The organism is Flintibacter sp. P01028 (assembly GCF_041925235.1).
Taxonomy (GTDB): Bacteria; Bacillota; Clostridia; order Oscillospirales; family Oscillospiraceae; genus Lawsonibacter; species Lawsonibacter aceti.
The window spans coordinates 54,761-76,514 of record NZ_JBHEVC010000003.1 but is presented as its reverse complement, the minus strand read 5'-3'; the positions used below and the strand labels follow the sequence as shown (position 1 = coordinate 76,514).

20 protein-coding genes are annotated in these 21,754 nt (G+C 52.3%); 6 read left to right on the top strand and 14 right to left on the bottom strand.

The window, feature by feature from the left end:
- Window positions 1-2 precede the first annotated feature (2 nt).
- The 4 genes from ACEVJK_RS07180 (at window position 3) to ACEVJK_RS07165 (ending at window position 3,247) form a co-directional block, all read left to right on the top strand.
- Window positions 3-599 carry an AAA family ATPase gene (locus ACEVJK_RS07180; RefSeq protein WP_186851941.1) on the top strand — a complete coding sequence of 199 codons (597 nt, stop codon included), beginning with the start codon at window positions 3-5 and terminating at the stop codon, window positions 597-599.
- 133 nt (window positions 600-732) lie between these two features.
- Entirely contained in the window at window positions 733-1,278 is a 546-nt protein-coding gene (locus ACEVJK_RS07175) for an RNA polymerase sigma factor (protein WP_147571472.1), read from the top strand.
- Entirely contained in the window at window positions 1,271-2,746 is a 1,476-nt protein-coding gene (locus tag ACEVJK_RS07170) for a DUF3488 domain-containing protein (protein ID WP_374740285.1), read from the top strand. The genes ACEVJK_RS07175 and ACEVJK_RS07170 overlap by 8 nt, the downstream gene beginning before the upstream one ends.
- Window positions 2,747-3,025: 279 nt before the next feature.
- The gene (locus tag ACEVJK_RS07165; protein WP_147571468.1) at window positions 3,026-3,247 is read left to right on the top strand and encodes an HPr family phosphocarrier protein; all 222 of its coding nucleotides are present in this window, start codon (window positions 3,026-3,028) and stop codon (window positions 3,245-3,247) included.
- An 894-nt stretch (window positions 3,248-4,141) separates the two neighbouring features.
- On the opposite strand, the gene ACEVJK_RS07160 is transcribed toward ACEVJK_RS07165, so the two are convergent.
- From ACEVJK_RS07160 to ACEVJK_RS07110, 11 genes are all read right to left on the bottom strand, one after another.
- Window positions 4,142-4,999: a MurR/RpiR family transcriptional regulator gene (locus ACEVJK_RS07160; protein ID WP_374740284.1), complete on the bottom strand. Its 858-nt coding sequence runs from the start codon at window positions 4,997-4,999 to the stop codon at window positions 4,142-4,144.
- A 133-nt stretch (window positions 5,000-5,132) separates the two neighbouring features.
- Window positions 5,133-6,329, bottom strand: a complete 1,197-nt coding sequence (locus tag ACEVJK_RS07155; protein ID WP_240288231.1) for a pyridoxal phosphate-dependent aminotransferase — start codon at window positions 6,327-6,329, stop codon at window positions 5,133-5,135.
- Between the two features lie 48 nt (window positions 6,330-6,377).
- Window positions 6,378-7,616, bottom strand: a complete 1,239-nt coding sequence (locus ACEVJK_RS07150; protein ID WP_374740283.1) for a dicarboxylate/amino acid:cation symporter — start codon at window positions 7,614-7,616, stop codon at window positions 6,378-6,380.
- A 24-nt stretch (window positions 7,617-7,640) separates the two neighbouring features.
- A complete protein-coding gene (locus tag ACEVJK_RS07145; protein WP_374740282.1) occupies window positions 7,641-8,186 on the bottom strand; it encodes an HD domain-containing protein in 546 nt (181 codons plus the stop codon).
- A gap of 30 nt (window positions 8,187-8,216) precedes the next feature.
- Window positions 8,217-8,915, bottom strand: coding sequence for an RraA family protein (locus ACEVJK_RS07140; RefSeq protein ID WP_240288225.1), 699 nt, complete (start codon window positions 8,913-8,915; stop codon window positions 8,217-8,219).
- A 646-nt stretch (window positions 8,916-9,561) separates the two neighbouring features.
- Window positions 9,562-9,681 (bottom strand): TnpV protein, encoded by a 120-nt coding sequence (locus ACEVJK_RS07135; protein ID WP_374740281.1) that lies wholly within the window; start codon window positions 9,679-9,681, stop codon window positions 9,562-9,564.
- 362 nt (window positions 9,682-10,043) lie between these two features.
- On the bottom strand, window positions 10,044-12,146 hold the full coding sequence (locus ACEVJK_RS07130; protein ID WP_186851944.1) for a sodium-translocating pyrophosphatase: 2,103 nt from the start codon (window positions 12,144-12,146) through the stop codon (window positions 10,044-10,046).
- A gap of 210 nt (window positions 12,147-12,356) precedes the next feature.
- A complete protein-coding gene (locus tag ACEVJK_RS07125) occupies window positions 12,357-13,793 on the bottom strand; it encodes a TrkH family potassium uptake protein (RefSeq protein ID WP_374740280.1) in 1,437 nt (478 codons plus the stop codon).
- 36 nt (window positions 13,794-13,829) lie between these two features.
- On the bottom strand, window positions 13,830-14,156 hold the full coding sequence (locus ACEVJK_RS07120) for a potassium transporter TrkG (RefSeq protein WP_240288221.1): 327 nt from the start codon (window positions 14,154-14,156) through the stop codon (window positions 13,830-13,832).
- Window positions 14,157-14,163: 7 nt separating this feature from the next.
- Entirely contained in the window at window positions 14,164-15,555 is a 1,392-nt protein-coding gene (gene trkA / locus ACEVJK_RS07115; protein WP_374740279.1) for a Trk system potassium transporter TrkA, read from the bottom strand.
- A 93-nt stretch (window positions 15,556-15,648) separates the two neighbouring features.
- Window positions 15,649-16,356, bottom strand: coding sequence for a hypothetical protein (locus ACEVJK_RS07110; RefSeq protein ID WP_374740278.1), 708 nt, complete (start codon window positions 16,354-16,356; stop codon window positions 15,649-15,651).
- Window positions 16,357-16,584: 228 nt separating this feature from the next.
- On the opposite strand from ACEVJK_RS07110, the gene udp reads away from it, so the two are divergent.
- Window positions 16,585-17,358, top strand: a complete 774-nt coding sequence (udp, locus tag ACEVJK_RS07105) for a uridine phosphorylase (protein ID WP_147571458.1) — start codon at window positions 16,585-16,587, stop codon at window positions 17,356-17,358.
- A gap of 47 nt (window positions 17,359-17,405) precedes the next feature.
- Here udp and ACEVJK_RS07100 read toward each other — a convergent pair whose 3' ends face one another.
- The gene (locus ACEVJK_RS07100) at window positions 17,406-19,178 is read right to left on the bottom strand and encodes a Na/Pi cotransporter family protein (protein ID WP_240288217.1); all 1,773 of its coding nucleotides are present in this window, start codon (window positions 19,176-19,178) and stop codon (window positions 17,406-17,408) included.
- Between the two features lie 303 nt (window positions 19,179-19,481).
- Between ACEVJK_RS07100 and ACEVJK_RS07095 the strand changes: the two genes are divergently transcribed.
- Window positions 19,482-20,117, top strand: a complete 636-nt coding sequence (locus tag ACEVJK_RS07095) for a sigma-70 family RNA polymerase sigma factor (RefSeq protein ID WP_147571456.1) — start codon at window positions 19,482-19,484, stop codon at window positions 20,115-20,117.
- A 262-nt stretch (window positions 20,118-20,379) separates the two neighbouring features.
- Here ACEVJK_RS07095 and ACEVJK_RS07090 read toward each other — a convergent pair whose 3' ends face one another.
- Both ACEVJK_RS07090 and ACEVJK_RS07085 read right to left on the bottom strand, forming a co-directional pair.
- A complete protein-coding gene (locus ACEVJK_RS07090) occupies window positions 20,380-20,877 on the bottom strand; it encodes a hypothetical protein (RefSeq protein WP_374740277.1) in 498 nt (165 codons plus the stop codon).
- 221 nt (window positions 20,878-21,098) lie between these two features.
- Complete coding sequence (locus tag ACEVJK_RS07085; RefSeq protein WP_240288213.1) at window positions 21,099-21,728, bottom strand: hypothetical protein; 630 nt, start codon at window positions 21,726-21,728, stop codon at window positions 21,099-21,101.
- Between the last annotated feature and the right edge of the window lie 26 nt (window positions 21,729-21,754).

The window sequence follows — 21,754 nt, the reverse complement described above, 5'->3', positions numbered from 1 at the left end:
CCATGGTACATAAGATCATCTGCATTGGGCGCCAGTTTGGCAGCGGAGGCCATGAGATTGCGGTCAGAACGGGAGCGAAGCTGGGGATCAGGGTCTATGAGAGGGACATTCTGCATCTGGCCTGCAAATATGGGGAGCTGGCGGTCAAGACGCTGGAAAAGGCGGACGAAACAGCGACCAACCCATTCCTGTTTCAAGGGGTATATGAGGGAAACCAGCACATTGTCCGGGGACTGCCCACCTCAGAGGTGCTCTTTGCCCTTCAGAGCCATGAAATACGCCGCCTGGCAAGTGAGGAGGACTGTATCTTCGTAGGCCGCTGCGCCGGTTACGTTTTGCGGGACGCGGAGGTACGGCTGCTGAAGGTTTTTGTCCGTGCCCCTTTTGAATACCGGGTGCGGAGGAAGATGGCCCAAGAGGGGCTCTCTCCAGGCAAGGCGGTCCGGATGGTAAAACGGATGGATAAGCGGCGCCGCGCCTACTATGAGCACTATACAGGGCAGGAATGGGGAAGCGGCTGTGATCTTGAGCTGGACATGGGCGCACAGACTGCTGACGAAGCGGTGGAGAAAATTGAAAAACTCTATCTCGCGCTCTAAAGAGCGAAATAGCAAATGGGGAGAGGACGCATACCGGCGTCCTCTCTCCATTTATTAAAAAGAATAATTTTTCGTGGGATATCTCCTCCAATGGGTGTATAGTAAGGTAGAGAGAACAGAGAGGGGGGAACCCATGGACGACCTGGAGCTGCTCCGGCTGCTGCGGAGCCGGGATCAGCGGGGGCTGGATCAGCTGCTGGTCCGGCATGGCCCGCTGCTGCGCTATATCCTGTGCCCAATCCTGGACGACCCGCGAGAACGGGAGGAGTGTCTGTCTGATGTGGCCCTCCAGATATGGGAGAGGGCAGACCAGTTCGACCCGGAGCGGGGTTCTCTGACCGCCTGGCTGTCGGCCATTGCTCGGAATACAGCCCTAAACCGGCGGCGGGCCGCCCGCCGCGGGACCGGGGACTGTCAGCCGCTGGACGACAGTATGCTGGACCCTGCCCCCGGACCGGAGGAGGAGCTGCTGCGCAAGGAGCGTACCCAGCGCCTGTTGCTGGCGGTGCGTCGGATGAGTGAAATCGATTGTAGTCTGTTCTACCGGAAATACTATTACCTTCAGTCTGCTGCCCAGATGGCCGCCGAATTAGGGCTGACTGAGCGCGGCGTAGAGGGGCGCCTGCGCCGAATCCGCCTACGCCTGCGTAAGGAATTGGGAGGTGAGTGGAATGTCTGACGACCGGAGCTTTGACCAGATGGTAGAGGAGGGGATGTCCGCTGTACCGCCTCCGGCGGAGGTGCTGGATGAGATCACGCCTTGGAAGCGGGCCCTTAGGCGTGTTGTCTGGGGCGTGGGGCTGACCACCATTTTAATCCATTTCCTGTGGCTGCAGTATCTGCTGCCCACCGCCGGCCTGATGCTGATGTGGCTGGGTTTCCGAACTTTGCGTCGAGAGAATGGGTGGTTTGCCCTGGGCTGGGCCATCAGTGTATACCGGGTTATGGGTCAATTTTTCCGGCTGCTGGCTAACGCCACCCTGTTGCGAATCGAGGGGACCCCCACCTGGATGTATCTGACCTTGCTTATTCCTCTGCTGCAGTATATCTGCCTGTGGCAGGGGATCAGGGCTGTCCAGCGGAAAGCCGGGCAGGAACAAAGAGCCGGCGCCGCCGGCGCGCTGGTCGTGTTTTATCTGCTCCTGACCGGACTGGCCTTCCTGGATGCGGAGGGCTGGCCGATGCTGCTGGTCCTGCTGGTCTGCTATATCGCCCTGCTCCGCAACCTGGCCAGGCTGGCCAATCTCCTGGACGGAGCCGGATATGAAGTGAATGCGGCCCCTGTCCGCCTGTCTGATAGGACGGTGTGCCTGTCCTGGCTTGGGGCTCTGCTGGTCTGTCTGCCTCTGGCCACCCTCCTTTTTGGCCGGTTCCCTATGGAGTGGGTCCCGCGGCCTGCCGGGGAGCAGACGGGATGGGAGGAAACCGCAGCCCACCTTCTGGACCTGGGGGTGCCGGAGGACGTGACATCCGACCTGGCTCCGGAGGATCTGGCTGACTGTGCCGAAAGTATCCGGGCGGTGGTGGAGCAAAGGGAATTTCCCATGAATAAGGGCCGTGAGGTGCGGGAAACTGTGGGGAACAGCACCCACATCAGCCGGGTCTATGATGTGTATGAGCTGCGCCTTACCAGTGTGGCGCTGGAACTTCCTGATGGGCGGTGGAAGGTGATCCAGCACTTCCTCTGGCAGGAGGAGCCCAAGGTCCGGGGGACGGAGAGCATCCGCCTTCAAATCGCCGCAATTACGGCGGAAAGTCAGTATGCGGCTTGGGAGGAGTACCCCACAGAGTTCTCCGGACGGCTGCTCTATGACCGGGAGGGACAGACCTTTACGGGAGAGTACACCAGCCTGGGGTGGGATGAGTATACCTCAAGAGGCTTTTCCTTTGGGCCGAACCTCCAGCGGGACATGTCCGCCCAGTTCTCCCTGCCCTTGTGGGGAGAGAATTGCCGGGGCTATGTGTCCTATGTGGGGGGCAAGGGGGAGGATAAGATATACTTCTTATCCCAGATGGACTACACCCACCAGAATAGCTGGCTGTGCTATCCCCTGCTGTCGGCCTGGGAGCACCGGCAGATCCATCTGTTTGACGATGAAACCTTTAAAACAGTGCAGATGGACCTCATGGCCGGACCGGAAGATTAGAGGTATCAGACCCTCGGCCATACTGTGGCTGAGGATTTGAATTGTGATTTATATACAAAAAATGAAGATATAAATTATGCGACTTCAACAAAAATCGTCCTTGACGTAGGCAAGTCCTTCCTGATACAATACGGGCGACCGCAGAAGGAGGCGGTCCGCTCGACGGCAAGAGCGACAGGAAACTGCCCCCTCCCTCCACGGGCCGACGGCATGGAGGTGAGGCACGACGGCCGCCCGCACCTTAAGAACGCGCGGGCGGATATCAAGGAGGTAATAGATATGATTTGTGAGATCGAGATCAAGAATGGTGCTCAGATCGAAAAAATAAACCGGCTGGCGGCCAAGGCCCCCTATGAGGTGTGGCTCAGTTCCGGCACTGTAATGCTGGATGCCCGCTCCCTGCTGGGGCTGTTCGCCCTGATCGGGAAGAAGGCCCATGTGGTAGCGGAGGACAACGTCGATCCCCGCGCCTTCAGCAAGCTGGTTTCCAAAATGGCCTGAAAAAACCGCCCCTTGGGGCAAATTCCGTTAGGAATTTGCCCCAAGGGGCGGGGTTGCAGATGACAAATTACCTATTCGAGCGGCATAGCTTCAGCTACGATGTCTTTTTTGGCTTGGTGATCATATATTTCTGTTCCAGCGGTTCCGGCTCCGGCGCTGCTCGTAGGCAAATGGTGTTGTAGTAAATGTCCACCTGGTGATACTGCTTGCTGTCTACCTTGTCGGGCTTAGACACCACGTTTTTTCAATAAATTGGATTATCTCAGACGTCAAGCCTGCCAACCGGGTCGCCTTTTTAGCCCGTTCAATTGGACCACTGCAGGTCAGCTGTCTTGTCCGTAGTGGCTTCCTAACTGACCTCCATCTCCAGGATACGATGTCGCTGATGCCATTTGCGATGTCGATATTATCCATGATAACAATATAGCGGATATTCAGCCGGACAAAATTTTCTTCCCCAAATTGACCTATCACAAAACAGAGCAGATGTTTGTCAACACTTTCTAAATATGGCCACCGTTCGGTCAAAAATCCTTGGAAAAACCAGAAGAGAAATGAAAGCCGGGCTTACATGTGCCTGCATGAATCTTAAAATTAAGGCAAAATGGGATCTTCTGGGGAAGAAGGCCCACTCAAAAATTCTATTTTATAATGCAATTCAGTTAATAAAAGCAAAGTGGCTCTGGAATATAAATCCCAGAGCCGCTTTGTCTACAGTCTGAGTATCAGCTTGACAAAACAGACTAGCAGTAGGTACTATTATTTGATGTTTATGCTTGGAGATTGCCAGCAAATTTGTAAATTATGCGCCAACTTTTGAATAGAAGTGTACAACTTCTCCGATAAAACCGAGTTCTGACAATTCTGGCTGACCAGTAAAAACATTTTTAAAAATTAATACAGGCGTTCCTTATCCATTACTGTGTCGATACGTTTGAAGCGCACTGTGCGCGTTACATCTCTGCGGTCGCTCATGGCCAGCAGGATTACCTCGGACAGACTCAGAGGAGCCACATAGGAGTTGGTGAATCCCAGACCTTCCACTTGGGCCAATACCACCACGTCCGCTTTGCTGGCTAAGGGGCTAGTGTGGCGGTCGGTCATCAGGATGATCTTGGCACCATTCTCTCTGGCAATGTCCATCAGTGCGCGGTTAATCTCGGAGTACTTGGGGAAGCTGTACAGGAACAGGCAGTCATGCTGGGTAATATCCAAAATATTTTCTACCGCGGTGGCATCCCCGTGGACCACAGGGACTACATGGGGGGTAAGGAACAGGAGCTTGCTGGCCATGTACTGGGCGCAGCAGGCGGTTCCTCGAAAGCCGGCAATGTACTTCCGGTCGCTTTTCAGTAGGATATCTACGATCCGCTCCACAGTGTCCTGATCCATCTGAGAGTAGGTGCGTTGCAGGTTTTCCAGAGTGTACCGGCTCACATCATTAATCAGGTTGCTAGGATTGAGTTTCTCCAGACTCTTGGCGTATTTCTCTCCCGGTGAAAGGTCTTTGTGGGCCTGAGCGATCTGCTTGGCCACTCGGGCGTTCATCTCACTGCGGAATTCCGAGTAGCCCTTAAAGCCTAGCTTCCGGATAAAGCGGATTACCGAGGTGTCACTCACCCCTATAGCCTCGGCCAGTGTAGTGGAGGTCTGGAACCCAATGGTGCTCAAATGCGCTAGAATATACTCCGCGATTTCCACGTCCGTCCGGGTCAGTGTCATGCTTTGAATTTTCTTTGCCAATTCTTCCATGATATCCCCACCCTTATTTAATAAATACAGGATACCACATAACCACCGTCCCGGTCAATCACTGGGGCTCCCTTTAAATACAGCGTGGGGTGGCGCAAATTGCGTCACCCCACAATTGAAACAGAATCTTTCCTTAAGTAAGTGCAGCTAGGGCACACTCCATCCGGTCCAGGGCCTCTTTCAAATTTTCCATAGAGTTGGAGTAGGAGATCCGAATCTTTCCGGGAACATTGTAGGCCTCTCCCGGCACCGTGGAGATCAGCGCCTCGTCCAACAGATATTGACATAGATCCACAGATGTCTCAATCTTTTTCACTCCGAAAAACTTGCCCAGATAAGACTGTATATCGGGATACACATAGAAGGCACCTTTCACGTTGGGACAGATGATCCCAGGGATGCTGTTCAGTCGCTTTGTCACATAGTCCTTGCGACGTTTGAACTCATTTACCATTTCCTCTAGGTCATGTTGGGGACCCTGGAGGGCGGCCACAGCGGCTTTTTGGGAGATGGAGCTGGTGGCGGAAGTGGTCTGGCTTTGTACCGCCATAATGCCCTTGATTACATCCGCCCGGGCAGCAGCGTAGCCGATACGCCAGCCGGTCATGGCATAAGCTTTGGAAAAGCCATTGACGGTGATGGTATGGTCCTTTACCTCCTTAGAGATGGAGGCGACACTGAAGTGCTTGGCGCCGTCATAGACCAGTTTCTCGTAGATCTCGTCGGCTACGATGAAGAAGTCGTGCTCCACCGCCAGCTGGGCTAGCTTGCGCAGGCTTTCCTCGCTGTACACCGCACCGGTGGGATTGTTGGGGGTGCAGATGATGATGGCCTTGGTTCTGGGGGTGATGGCCGACTGAATGGAGTCCAGATTTAGCTCATAGTTGTCCTCACGTACCGGGACGAGCACCGGATCAGCACCCGCCAGACGGATCATCTCCGTATAGCTTACCCAGCAGGGGATGGGCAGCAGAACCTCGTCCCCTGGCCCAGCAATGACCATCATGGTGCTAGCAATGGCCTGCTTGGCCCCCACCGCCGTGGTCACCTCATTCAGGGCATACTCTATGCCGTTTTCTTTCTTTAGCTTTTTTATGATCTCCTCTCGTAGTTCCAAGATACCGTTGCCCGGGGTGTATTTAGTAAAGCTGTCCGTAATAGCCTTTATCCCTGCCACCTTGATGTAGTCCGGGGTCCCAAAATCCGGTTCCCCTACGTTCAGGGAAATGATATCTTTCCCCTGCCGCTTCAGCTCTGCCACCTTGGCGATCAGCGCCGAGGTAGGCGAACCGCTGAATTTGCTCATGCGTTCAGCAAGTATAGTTGCCATAGTATCAGATTCTCCCTAATATATAAAATGCTAATCTTACACGCAGGATTACTTATCCATATTCTTCTGATCAAACACTTTTTTGTCTATCATACCCAAATTAGAGGCAATAACGCAGGTACCGATGTGGTCTCCGGTCACATTAACGGTAGTGGTACCGATGTTCACCAGTGGCCAGATGGCAGCGATTAGGGGCAGCATACCCATGGGCAGACCCAAAGCCTCAAACATTATGGCTGACATCACTACTGCAGTACCCTGGATACCCGGGGCTCCAATGGATAAAACTAGGCCCATGCCCACTGCCTGAATTACCAGAACGGGAGTCAGAGGAACATTATACAGCTCCAAAGCAGTGACCGCAATGATACCAAGAGAGGCCGCAAAACCGTTCATGTTGACCGTCGCGCCCAGTGGGAGAGAAAAACTGTAAATTTTCTCAGGTACGCCGCAGCGCTTCTCCTGGCAGGTGAAGCCCATAGGAAGAGCGGCATTGGAAGAACCGGTACTGAAGGCCATCATCAGAGCAGGACCGACGTTTTTATAAAACTGGATAGGAGAAAACCGCCCCATAAACTTACAAACGAGCGGATAAAATACCAACATAATGACCAGTAACGCCACATAGATTGCCACCACGAACTTAACAGCCACAGCTAACATCTCAGTTCCCAGGGTACCAGTCAACTGCATGGCTAGGAAGAAGATGCCGTAGGGGGCTAAGTCAGTGATCAAGTTGGTCATCTGGAGCATTACCTCGTTGCCTGCCTCAATAAAAGCAACAATGGGCTTCGCCTTTTCACCAACCATGATGATGCACACGCCAAAAAGTACCGCAAAGATAATGATGGGGATCATATCCATCTTGGCCATGGATGAAACAATGTTCTCAGGAATCCACGTCAGGATGGAGTCAGCAAAACTATACGCCTGGGAGGTGGTCTCCTCCACGGTACCCAGCATTCCCTCCGCTCCGATGCCAGGGTTCACGCCCAGGGAGATTACCACGCCTATAGCTGCAGCCACGATGGTAGTCACAATGTAAAATACAATCACACGTATGCCTACTTGGCCAAATTCCTTCGGACTGGCCAGTTTGGTTACGCCAGAGATAATCGAGAAAAATACCAGCGGCACAATCAGCATCTTCAGTAGCTTGATATAGGCATCGCCCACTGGAGCAAGCACAGCAACATTCTCGCCAAACACAAAACCGATCACACATCCGGCAATCAAGAGAATAAATATTTTCATATAAAGGGGAATATTTTTCCACGCTTTCATCATGTTTTCTCCTCTCTCATTTCAAATTTAATCGTCCAAAAATCGACAGGTCATTTCCCAGTCGCACAAGTCCGCGTAGTTGAACAAAACACCTTCTTTCCACATGGGCTTCATATTCTGGTCATGGGTATGGGTTAGGATCAGATGCTGCATATCCACATCGAACCCTGCTTCCCGCGCCAGCATCGCTGTTAACACACCATGCTGGATTTTTCGGCCAATTTCTGAAACCACCAGTTTACCGTCTTTGTCGTAGACATATTCCACCACCTTATCTACGTCGTGGAGCAAGCCCAGGATAATGATTCGCTGCTCATCAAAGTTGCAGCCGTGATACTTGTGGATGATGCGGGCCAGTGACAAGGCGCATTCTACCGAGGAGTTGACATGAGAGATCAAGGTTATGTCATCCATTCCCTCTTTGAATTTGGCCTGGTCAAAGGTTTCCCAAGGGCTCATATCCAGCGCTGTGTACCACACCTGCACAATACCCTGAACTGTAGCCGGATCCGCTACATCCCGAAGACTGGGCAGGTACTGTGCCAATTGTTCAACTTTTTCATCTATTGTCATATTACTTGCTTCCTCCTGCTTCGATTGCTTCTATTCCCCATAAGTTCCGTTGATAAACTCGGTCTTTTTTGTCTCCAGGCTTTTCATGACCCACGCCCGGTTGGAGGTCCCGTTTTTGGCGGCTTCCACTTTAGCTGCGTCCTGCTCATGGAACTTCTTTGCCGCCTCTAAGACCACTGGGGCATCCTTTAGGGGTACCACGATAATCCCGTCAGCGTCGGCTACAATAATATCGCCGGGGTTTATGCTGACGCCGCCACAGGCGATAGGGACGTTGATCTCACCAGGACCCTCCTTGTGTGGACCACCCGGAGTGGAGCCGGTAGCATACACCGGCAGGTCCATCTCTCGCAGGGCATCCAGATCCCGGACGGGTCCGTCCAGCACCAGTCCGCCCAGCTTCCGCTGGTACTTTGCATAGGTGAACATGATCTCACCCATGAGGGAACGGGTCTGGTCTTCATCGTTGGACACCACGATGATATCTCCCGGCTGAGACATGTCCAATGCCTGATGCAGGAACAGGTTGTCTCCTGCCCGTGCCTTTACTGTAAGAGCTGGCCCAACCATGATGCCCCGAAAGCCGCTCATCAGCTTGATCCGGGGATTCATGGCACAGGAGCGGCCCATGGTATCTGCGATGTTGGCGGCTGGCAGCCCGGCGAAACCGTCCAGTAGCTCCCGGCTAGGCATAGGACGTTTTAGGAACACTCGATTTCCAATGGACATTTTGCTACATCCTTTCTTCTTATATACTGGGTATGTTGTTGCTATAACTACATTTTATTTATATGTTGAATATTTGTCAACAAAACAATCGAATTATGTATGTTTTTCTGTGTATTGACCAACAAAAAAACCTTGTCATGTAGATATTTCAATATCTGCAGGTGGAATCTGTTATTTTTTTGGATTTTAGAGGTTTTTTCTACCTTTTGAAGTACCAGGTCATGATGACCACATCCCTTATTGGGGTGGGTGCAGTAGACTTTTACAGACTATTGTCTATATCCCTCCTAAAAGGATGTGTTGGTCAAGTGCATTAAGTTTGTGATCCCCAAGGATTTGGACATATCCGGCGAATCGTCCCAGGCGATGTGCACCCCAGCCCGTTTCATTGCCCACACTCACAACAGTGATTATCGCTGTTGTGAGTGTGTTTTGACCCTGTAAACCAGCCGAAGATTACAGCGGACTATTTTTAGACGGACATATCTGAAAAAATGTACTTGATCCATTTGAGCAACAAACGTATTTTTGGCGTTTCAAGCGGTCATTTGTCTTTCTATCCAAAAAAACAAAAGGCACGCCTCCGGCGTGCCTTTTGACAGACTGAGGAGTGCTGGCATTACACCAGCACTCCTATTTTCTGCCTTTAACGATAAATCAGTTCGTCATAGAATATTTCTTTTGTACAGATGTAGATGGAGTTCATCTTTCTCATCCATTCCATCTGATCTTCTGCTTTGAGTTTTTTCGTAATGCTCTCTTGCATAGCTATCTGATATTATTGGTCGAGAAAACATTTCCTTTATTTTCTGGCCTATTTCGGCCAAACAGCTGTTCAGCTTGCCGCCTAGCAGCAGATAGGTATAGATTTTCTTTGATGTACCACAGGTGTCGCCGGTCCCATATGCCGATAGAAGCGAATTCAGAAATGATGAGGTTAGAGAGAAGATAATCCAACTTTTGGCGGTAGGTTCCTTCCGTCTGCTCAAATACGGACCTTCCCATGATAATTCTGCCCATATCTGTTAAATATCTCTGCTATCTAATCACTCTCGGCTATCTGATAATAGCTAAGAGAGGTAACTTCCTTACGTTATCTCACCTTGTGCGGGGGCGGTTTTTATGTTTTTATAGCAGGTGGAAGTTGACGATCAGGCCGGAGAACACGATGGACACGGTAGATACCAACTTGATCAGGATGTTCAGGGAGGGACCGGAGGTGTCCTTGAAGGGATCGCCCACGGTGTCGCCGATGACAGCGGCCTTGTGCTGCTCCGAGCCCTTGCCGCCGTGGTGGCCAGACTCGATGTACTTCTTGGCGTTGTCCCAGGCGCCGCCGGCGTTGGACATGAATACTGCCACGGCAAAGCCGGAGACCGACACACCACCCAACAGGCCCACCACACCTTCCACAGACAGGATCAGACCGGTGAAGATGGGAACGATGATGGCCAGCAGGGAGGGCTTCACCATCTCACGCAGGGCCCCCTTGGTACAAAGGCCCACGCAGGAGGCGTAGTCAGGATCTGTGGTGCCCTCCATGATGCCGGCGATCTCCCGGAACTGGCGGCGGACCTCTACCACGATGGACTGGGCGGCCCGCTGGACAGCGCTCATGGTGAGAGCGGCAAAGACAAAGGTGAGCATAGCGCCGATGAACAGTCCCACCAGCACAGCTGGGTTGGTGAGGGAGAGGTCAGGGGCATAATCCATCTTGGCCTTCACGATATCTACATAGCTGACCAGCAGGGCCAGGGCGGTGAGGGCGGCGGAGCCGATGGCAAAGCCCTTTCCGGTGGCGGCGGTGGTGTTGCCCAGGGAGTCCAGGGCATCGGTGCGCTCACGGACCTCATCACCCAGGCCGGACATCTCGGCAATACCGCCGGCGTTGTCAGCCACAGGGCCGTAGGCGTCGGTCGCCAGGGTGATGCCCAGGGTGGACAGCATCCCAACGGCGGCAATGCCAATGCCGTAGAGGCCCTTGGAGAACAGCTCGGTATAGTTTTCAGCAGAGGTAGTGAGAGAGCCCCCGGCAGCCAGGAAGGAGATGATGACTGCCGCGCCCACGATGAGGATGGGGGCGATGGTGGACAGCATTCCCAGGGACAGGCCGCCGATGATGGTGGTGGCGGCGCCGGTTTCTGTGGAGTCGGCCAGCCCCTGGGTGGGCTTATAGGTGTCGGAGGTGTAGTATTCGGTGAAGTAGCCGATGGCACAGCCTCCAATCAGTCCGCAGAGGATGGCGATGTAAACGCCCCAACTGCCCAGGATGAAATAGGTTAAGGGGGCGGCGATAACAGCGGCCAGGACAGCGGCGGTATAGGTGCCTTTGCGCAGGGTGCCCAGCAGCTCACGCTGGCTGGCTCCCTCTTTGGTTCGGATCAGGAAGGAGCCAAAAATGGAGCACAGAATGCCCACCACAGCCAGAGCAATGGGGAGCAGCATAGCCTCCCAGCTGCTGCCGGGATAAGCGGCCACACCTAGAGCGAAGGTGGCCAGGATAGAACCCACATAGCTCTCATACAGGTCGGCGCCCATGCCGGCCACGTCACCCACATTGTCACCTACGTTGTCAGCGATGGTTGCGGGGTTGCGGGGATCGTCCTCCGGAATGCCAGCCTCTACCTTACCTACCAGGTCGGCGCCCACGTCGGCGGCTTTGGTGAAGATACCGCCTCCCACACGGGCGAACAGAGCCATGAAGGAGGCGCCCATGCCAAACATAACCATGGTCTGGGCAATTTTGGCGGCGTCATAGTGAGCCACATACTTCAAAATATGGAACCACACCGAGATATCCAGCAGACCTAATCCTACCACAGTGAAGCCCATGACTGCGCCGGAGGAAAAGGCTACATTCAACCCTTTGTTCAGGCTCTCGCTGGCCGCCTGGGCGGTGCGGGCGTTGGCAGAGGTGGCGATCTTCATCCCCACAAAGCCGGCTAGAGCGGAGTAGATGCCGCCGGTGAGGAAGGCAAAGGGAATAAACCAGTTATCCAGCATATGGAACCTTGCCAGAGCCAGCAGTATCAAAAACACCACGAAAAAGACCTTGGACACCGTGGCATACTGGTGCTTCAAATAGGCGTTTGCACCCTGCCGGATGGCGGCGGCGATCTTTTTCATGGTGTCGTTGCCCTCGGAGAAGGCCCGGACCCTGTTGCTTTGGAGCCAGGCGAACAACAGTGCCACCGCAGCTCCCACTAATCCGATCCAGAACAATCTATCCAAATCTTACACGCTCCTTTGATACGATAAGCAAATTCTAAATATAGAATCAAATTGCTTAATCGTAAGGTTATAAAAGTATTTTACCACATAACAAAAAAATTGCAAGTCAAAATAACGGGAGATTCAAAAAAGATAGCAGTGACAGAAAGGGCGGAAGGAGGCGAAAAAGCCCGGCCATTTCCAAGGAAATGGCCGGGCCGCTTGTAAAAATCAGGTGTGTCGCCAGGCTTGACGGCTGAAAAGGACCAGAATGGGGAAGATTTCCAGACGCCCGATAATCATACACAGTGACATGACTATCTTGGACAGATGGGAGAAGGCGGAAAAATTACCGGTGGGACCCACCAGCTCCAAACCAGGACCCACGTTGCTGATACAGGTAAGGGCGGAACTGAAAGATACGGAGAAGGGAAAATCGTCTAAAGAAATGATCAGGGTGGCAGCTAATATGATGAAAAGATAGCTGCCGACAAAAACGCTAATAGAACGTAGTGTGTCCTCTTCCACCACCTTGCCGTCCAGCTTAACTACCTCGACAGACCGGGGATGAATAACCCGGTGGATCTCCCGCCGAATGGAACGGAGCAGAATCAATACCCGAGAGCACTTGATGCCTCCTCCGGTAGAGCCAGCACAGGCGCCGCAGAACATAAGGAGCACTAGAATTGTCTGGGAGAAATGGGGCCAGAGTACAAAATCCGCGGTAGCGAAGCCAGTGGTAGAGATGATAGAGGCTACCTGGAACACGGAATATCGGAGGCTCTCCCAAATACTGGTATAGAGGGGAGCAATGTCTATGGCAATCAGGATGGTGGCGCCTGTCACCACTAGCAGGAAAAACCGGAGCTCGTCGCTGGAGAGGGCTTCCCGCCATTTCCGGGTGAGCAACAGGAAATAGACCGCGAAATTCAGTGAAAACAGAAGAATAAAGACGGTAATAATCAAGTCGATGGCCACACTGCCATAAGCGCCCACGCTGGCATTCCGGTTGGAAAAGCCCCCGGTACCGGCGGAGGAAAAAGCGTGAATAAAGGAATCATACAGCGGCATACCAGCCAGTTTCAGACACACAACCTCTGTCAGGGTGAGGACGCAATAGATACTGTACAGGATTTTAGAGGTCTGGGCCTGCTTGGGTACCAGCTTGGAGAAGACCGGACCGGGGCTCTCCGCCTGGGTCAGGTAGTGGGAGCGGATACCGAGAGAGGGTACGATAGCAGTGGCTAACACTAATACGCCCATACCGCCCAGCCAATGGGTGAGGGAGCGCCAGAAGAGGATGCCTTTGGAGCAGGCCTCAATATCAGCTAGGATTGTGGCACCAGTAGTGGTGAAGCCGGAGGCGGATTCAAACAGACAGTCTGTAAAGGAGGAAAACTCCCCAGAGAAGTAAAAGGGGAGCGCCCCGGCCACGCTGACCAGCAGCCAGATCAGGCCGACAGCAGCGAAGCCGTCCCGCAGAAAAAAGCCAGGTCCAGTCCGCATTAGAGAGAGGGGAAGGCAGGTGCACAGGAGAACGGCGATGCTGGTCAAAAAGGGGAGAGGACTTTCGCCATAGAGCAGAGACACCCCCAGAGGAAGCAGCATGGAGCCGGCAATTAGCAACTCTACGCGGCCAAGGAGTTTCAGGATGAGCTTGACATTCATATAGGGCCTCCGGGAAAATAATATCGGGAAAAAAGATCAGGTGTGCCGCCAAGCCTCACGGCTGAAAAGGACCAGGATGGGGAAGATTTCCAGACGGCCGATGACCATGCACAGCGACATGACCAGCTTGGACAGAGAGGACAGCAAGGAAAAATTACCGGTAGGTCCCACCAGATCCAGACCCGGCCCGACGTTGCTCAAACTGGCCAAAGCAGAGGTGAAGGAGACAGTGAAGGGGTACCCATCCAGAGAGATGATCAGGGAGGTCCCCAGTAGAAGGAGGGGAAAGCAACCGAAAGACGCCAGGGCAGGGGGAAGGACCGACTCCAACCCTTTTAGCTCCGCCTGCCCTAACAGTTTCAAAATAAGTTTAAGGCTCTCCGGAGTGGGGGAAGGGGCCATCGTCCTCGTAGATGTCGTTTAAGTCTAGGATGAGCCTGCCACGGGAAATCAGAATGACGGAATCTCCCTCCTGAATAGAGGAGGAGCCCTCCGGGATGATGATGTCCCGCCCACGCATGATGACGGCGATCAGAATGCCGCTTTTCAAACGGAGATCCTTCAGGGGAACATTCAGATAACGGGTAGTAGAACGCACGGTAAACTCCATGGCCTCAGCCGCGCCGTCAGCGATGCGGTGGAGTGAATTCATCACGCTGCCTTGAGAGTTCTGCATCCCGCGGACCCGGTGAAGGATCTGGGCGGCAGTGATGGCCTTGGGAGAGATAACACTTTCCAGACCGATGGCCCGGGCAATGCCGGCATAATTCTGGCGGTTGGCCTTGGCGACTACCTTGGGTATGCCCTGCTGCATGGCATATAGGGAGATGATCAGATTGTCCTCGTCCCGGTCCGTGAGGGCTACAAAGGCGTCAGAAGCGGAAAAACGCTCCGACTCCAGCAGCTCCTGATCGGAACCATCGCCATGGATTACCATGGACTTGGGGAATTTTTCACTGATGAGACGACACTGGGCCTCGTCCAATTCCACGATTTTCAGCTTCATCCCCATCTTCTCCAGAATGCGTGCTAAGTAGACAGAGATCTTGCCGCCGCCCAGAATAAAGACATGGTGGACCTTCTGAGCGTATCGGCCCAGCAGGCGGAAAAACTGATCCAGACTTTCCGGACGTCCTACCAGATACAGCTTGTCCCCAATTTGAGGAACAAAGGAGCCATTGGGAATGACCACCGATTTTCCCCGTTCTACAGCACAGAACAGCAGGGACAGTTCCTTGACCTGGGGAGGCAAAGAGTAGAAGGGGGTGCCAACGAGAAAATCTCCATCCTGTAGGCGAAAGCCCATCAGCTCCACACGGCCCCGAAAGAACGTTTCAATGTTGGCGGCGGGAGGGAAACGGAGCAGGCGGGAAATCTCAATGGCGGTGGCGTTCTCTGGATTGATGACCATGTCGATCTTCAGATTCCGGCGCAACTCTACCAGGCTATTGGAGTACTCCAGGTCACGGATACGGGCGATGGTGTAGCCAGTGCCCATGTTTTTTGCGGTCAGGCAGCAGACCATATTGACCTCATCTGAATTGGTGGCCGCGACCAGCAGGTCGGCGGTATCCGCCCCGGCCTCCCGCAGAGTGGAGGTGGAGACACCGTTCCCGTGGATAACCATGACGTCCAGCATATCGGAGGCCCGGCGCAGAGACTCCTCCCGCAGATCCACGATGGTGACGTCGTGCTGCTCCCGGACCAGCTGTTCTGCCAGCGTGAAGCCGACTTTTCCGCTGCCTACAATGATGATTTTCATGTAAAATATCCTTTCGCGTATGATATCATACTCTGCTTTCACCAGAGCAGGAGGGAATGTTTTTCAGAACATATAGAGACAGAGAAGCGGACTTTAGATCGTCCACTCACCGTGTACTACACCTACCAGCAGCCAGCCAGACTCTCCCAGCTCGAATACCAGCTTTAAGGAGCACCAGTCTAACCCCTCGTTCACTGGGTCAATACTGGGGATACAAAAGTCTACGAATCGGCAACCGGGGTAAGCCGTAGTAATATTCTCCAGGGCGTTGCCGCTAATCATAATCTGGTCGATGCCGATCTCACTGGCCTGGGTGTAGTCCTGGTTGAATACATACCGGTCCACATATTGGGATATCGTCATCTGGATAGGGTTGCCTCGGCCATCTTCAAAGCCCCAGGTGTAGACCCGGGGGTCCTCTTCCAGCCCCTGGATTTGGGCCGCGGAAAGGGTCAGGTCTTGCTCAAGATTTACGGTAGAGTACGGGGTAAAGGTCACGCCCTTTTCGGGGTGGACAAATGAGGCCACCTGACCGTAATCCTCCTCTTTCAGGGCATGGAGAACAGCACAGGCGGTGTTGAGCAGGGGAAAGTTGTCCGGGGGCAGGGGGGGAGATGATTCTGTCTGGGTGGAGCTGTCTGTGACAGAAGAAGAGCCAGGGGCGGGAGCGTTGGACAGGGCGCTGGGGGTAGGAGGAAGAATCACAGTTTCCCGAAGGGACCAAGGAAAGGGAAAGATGCCACCTAATAAAAAACCAATCAGTAGACAGATTGCGGCCGCAGGGAATATAGAACGCTTCAAAATAGGACCTCCTTCATGGCGGTGTAAATAGAATGACAGGCCCATCCCTCCCTGAATGAATCAAGGAAGAGGTAAAATAGCACAATTATAGTAAGGCCAATTATAGTATAGTTCCACAGAAAGGTCAAGATTGACAGATAGGCTTTTAGGTGCCCGCCACAAATATATTGTTTCGAGTGGAAAGTCATGCTAAAATAAACCAGATATCAGGAAAAGGAGGTCATTCCCATGAATGAGCAGGAGCGGGACATACAGTTCCATATCCAGTGCAGGCCGGGAGACGTGGGGGGATACTGTATTCTTCCGGGTGACCCGGGGCGGTGTGAGTCCATCGCCCGCTGTTTTGACCAGCCTGTCCATATAAGGACCAACCGGGAATATGTGGTCTATACCGGTACCCTGTTGGGAGAAAAAGTGTCGGTGTGTTCTACCGGCATTGGTGGACCCTCCGCGGCCATTGCGATGGAGGAGCTGGCGAACATCGGTGCCCATACCTTTGTCCGAGTGGGGACCTGTGGGGGAATCGATTTGGCTGTCCGAAGCAACGATGTGGTGGTGGCCACCGGTGCTGTCCGGATGGAGGGGACAAGCCGGGAGTACGCCCCCATCGAGTGGCCCGCGGTCCCTAACTTTGCGGTCACCTGTGCCTTGGTTCAGGCGTGCCGGACCTTGGGCTACCCCTGGCATGCCGGGGTGGTCCAGTGTAAGGACTCCTTCTATGGTCAGCATTCTCCAGGCAGGATGCCGGTGTCCTATGAGTTGGAGCAGAAATGGGAGGCATGGAAGCGCCTGGGGGTGCTGGCCTCTGAAATGGAGTCCGCGGCTCTCTTTGCTGTGGCGGCCAGCCGCCGGGTGCGGTGTGGATCTGTGTTCCATGTGATCTGGAACCAGGAGCGGGAGCAGGCGGGCTTGGATCAGGAGGAGTCCCACGACACCTCCTCCGCCATCCAAGTTGGGGTGGAGGCTGTTCGGCTGCTGATTGCCCAGGACCTCGCGAAATAGAAGCAAGAGCCGCCCTCACGGGCGGCTCTTGCCATGTAGAAAACAGGTCAGGAGATGGGCTGGTAGTACTTTTCAGTGGCCTGGGCGAACAGCTGGTCAAATTGGGGTGATCCGCCCTGGTGGAGCTGGTGGAGATAGGCGTGGATGTCCGAACGGACTAGGGAGCCTTTCTCGGCCGCTTGGTGGATGACGCGGACGGCGGCATTGGAGCAATGGTCAGAGATGCGCTCCAGGTTAGTTAGCAGCTCCAGGAACTGGGTGCCCACCTCTACCGTACACTCTCCGGTTTTCAGCCGCTCCACATGGCGCTCCCGCAGAGCGGCGGTGATTAGGTCCACCACTTCCTCCAAAGGCTCTACCTGGAAGGCGGCGTAGGCGTCGTGGGCACGGTAGGCCTCCAGCACCTGGTTCAGGGCCTCTCCTACGGCGGCGCACAGGGAGTCAAGCTCGGCCTGTGCCTTGGGGGAGAAGGAGAGAGCGGCGTCGTTCAGCGCGGTAGCCGACTCGGACAGGTTGACTACATAATCACCGATGCGCTCGAAATCAGACAGGGCGTGAAGCAGATCGGATACTAGGTCGCTGCCTTTGTCATCTAAGGAGTGGCGGGAGAGCTGGACCAGATATTGGTCCAAAGAGCTCTCCATATGGTCCAGCGCCTCCTCCTGCTCGTTAAGCAGATCCAACTGCTTTTGATCGTAATGGGACAGAAGCTCCACCGCCAGATGGTAGTTGTTCTTGGCCAGTTCACCCATTTGGAGGACCACGGTGCGTGCCCGTTCCAGAGCTACTGACGGAGTGGACAAGAAGCGGGGGTCTAACACCGTGGCTACCGGATCAGCGGCACCGGAGTCTGGGATCGTCCATTCCACCAGGCTGACCAACTGCCGGTTAAAAGGCAGTAGAAGGGCAGTACAAGCGATATTGAAGAAGGAATGCAGGTTCGCGATGGAGCCATAGTCCATGACATCCTGCCAGAAAGGCAGTCCTATCAGGGCGTTGAGACCGTACAACACCACCAGGAAGAACACGGTGCCGATCACATTGAAGTATAGGTGGACGGCAGCGGTCCGTTTAGCGTTCCGGCTGGCGCCGATGCTGGACAAGATGGCAGTGACGCAGGTGCCGATGTTCTGGCCCATGATGATTGGCAGGGCGGTGGAAAATGTGACCACGCCGGAGGCGGAAAGGGCCTGTAGAATAGCCACAGAGGCGGTGGAGCTCTGGATCAAAGCCGTGATAGCCGCACCCACAGCGATGCCCAGTACCGGGTTGGAGAAGCGGATGAACAGCTGCTGGAAGGCCTCCAGCTCAGTCAAGGGGGCTAGGGCGCTCTCCATGGATTTGATACCGATGAACAGCAGCCCAAGGCCGATCAGGATCTGACCTACTGTTTTTTTGCGGCCGCTGTTGAAGAAGGAGAAAAACAGAATCCCCACAAAGGCGGTCAGTGGTCCTAGCATCTCAGGCTTCAGGAGAGCCAAAAACAAATTTTCATCGGATAGGCCGCCCAGCCGCAGGATCTGGGCTGTAATGGTGGTGCCGATGTTGGCCCCCATGATGACGCCGACAGCCTGCCGCAGCTTAAGAATGCCAGCGTTGACAAACCCGATGCACATAACGGTAGTAGCCGCGGAGGAGTGGACCATACCAGCCACCACTGCGCCTAGCAGGACACCTTTAAAAATATTATCAGTCAGCTTCTCCAAAAGGGAAGCAAGTTTTCCACTAGTCAGTTTTTCCAGGCCGGAAGTCATGGTTGACATACCGAACAGGAAGATGGCCAGGGCGCCCAGCAGGGCAATGACATCACGAATCCCCAATTTTCTTTCCTCCCATGAGGACACCCTGTCCTCATCTCCAAAATTTTACACAAACTTAACATTATAAATTATATAAGAAGAAGTGGGGCAGGTAAAGGAGTTCTTGAAATTTTTCAAAAATTTTGAAGAAAACGGAGAAAAAGGAGAGGAAATCTCCAGGAATTTGTAGGGTATGAAGGGAGGAGAACTGAGATGGAGGCGGGATCCTCGGAGAGATTTGGCCTGTCCGACAGAACAGGAGAGATATTTGGGGAATGGGGACGGGCAGAGCGGGAATAGAGTGGGGCGGAGGTGTTATCGATTATGCTGTCGCCTGTGATCTATCTGATGATGAACGGACTTTTTTTTACCCTTCGGCTGTCCGGAGGTGGAGGTTCGTTTCCCCGTCCACTAAAAGCGGCGGAGGAGAGGGAATATCTGGAACGGTGCGCCCAGGGTGACCTGGAGGCCCGAAATCTGCTGGTGGAACACAACCTTCGCCTGGTAGCTCACATCGTGAAAAAATACTATGCCCAAACCGGGGACCAGGACGATCTGATCTCCATTGGGACTATCGGGCTTATCAAAGGGATATCTACATTTAAGGCGGACAAAAACGTAAAGTTGGCGACCTATGCCAGCCGATGTATAGAAAACGAGATACTGATGCACTTCCGCTCCCAACGCAAGCTCCAGGGCGAGGTCTCTCTGGCGGATACTCTGGAGTCTGCGGGAGAGGGCGGTTCCCTGTCCCTAATGGATGTAATCGCCGTAGACGATAATATGCTGGAGGAGTTGGATACCAGGGATGCCTGCGTAAGGGTCCGCCGCTGTGTTGATACCTGCCTGACACCCAGAGAGCGCACTGTCATTACCTTGAGATATGGACTGGATGACCGCCCGCCTCGCACCCAACGGGAAATCGCGTCTCTGTGCGGCATCAGCCGCTCCTATGTATAGCGACGCCGCTAATGTAAACGAAGCCCGGAAAGCCTGATGTAGACAGGCTTTCCGGGCTTCGTATGTAACTGGGGTAGCTTCGCGCTTATTATAAACGGCAAAAATTTTAGGAAGATAAGCGGCTGTTCATCAGTATTCTGCTCCATTGACTTCGAACGATACTTCGAAGAATTTTTCATTTGTGTTTTCTTGAGTATTTAAGAGCAATTCGACTTTAATTGAGTGAGAATATTCTAGACCAATTAAATCTTGATAATTTATTTCAAAACAAAATGATATTAGGAGCGGAAATTCCTTGATTTGCAATTCCTAACAGGAGGATTGATAACCCATCTGAAATTTCTACATACGATGGAGTGGATTGATTTAAAACGGGGAATATATATGGAATGTGAATATCATCGCACATTAAGTCAATTTCTGCAAATTCATAATCATATCCAAGCCAGTCATTTGAAGAAAAGTATTTACGACACCTAACGGTGGTATATTCCTGGTTTAGCATTGAAAAAATAAAATCTTGAGATGCCCAGTACATACCAGATTCATTATCGACTTCAGACTGATCATACTCATGAACAGCAATAGTAGACGACAAAAGATTTACTATATTAGCACATTCATCATTTATACTTTTTTTGTCCCAAACAATACTGCAATTCTGAGCAAATCCAACACCAACGTTATAAACAGGAATTTTTATGGGGTATACATCATTTGAAATACAAGAAAAGTCTATATAATTTCCATTAACATTCACAATCTCCACGGGCAATTTGTAATTTAAAGCTACAATGCGGGGGAGCCGCTCTTGTTCAAGTTGGTATTCGAGTAACTGTCTGGACGTTTTCTAATGCAAATAATGATACAGCTGTACTTATAATCGACGAAATAACAAATATTACCAAGGAGTAATTTGAAGGAGTTTTTTTGTTTTTCATTTTAGTTCCCTATATAGATGTAAGCGCATATACGAATAGTTTATTTCCTTTTCATAGCAGTTTTTATATCGTTAATAAAGAATGCCAATAAATCACCCTTTTTAACTTTCTTCAAGCCTAAATCTTTCCTCATTTCATTCATAATGTCTTCCATTAAAAAAAGGTTAGCTTTACCAGCATCTGGCTTAGTTCCGTTTTCTCTAAATTTCACCCATTTTTTTACAACCTTTGAAGATCCCCAAAGAGTTATTTGCTTGGAGAATTTAGATAGATCCTCAATCATTTGTTCTTGAGTATAACTTCCCTCTTTTTTCCCGTTTTGCTGAACTTTATAAAGCATTTCTACAAATTCGCCATACGGTTGTTCACGCTTTTTTGCTAAGTAGTCTTGCCGATTTTTCTTATACTCAATAAATTTTGACACGATAGAACTTATAATAACGCTAACAAGGGATACCGTCCCAGTGATTAATGCAACAATAACAACTGCATCAAAAGAGGTTGATATACTTTTAAGAAGAGAGAATGCTTTTTCCGCTGTATTGAATAACCAAGATAAAATACTACGAATCAAGATGCAACTACCCGCAACCATCACTAAGAATAAAACTAAACTAAATAATAAATTTAATTTTGGATGTCTTTCTAAAAAGCGTTGTGAATCTTTCATTTTATGCTCCTTTTTGTAAGTTACTA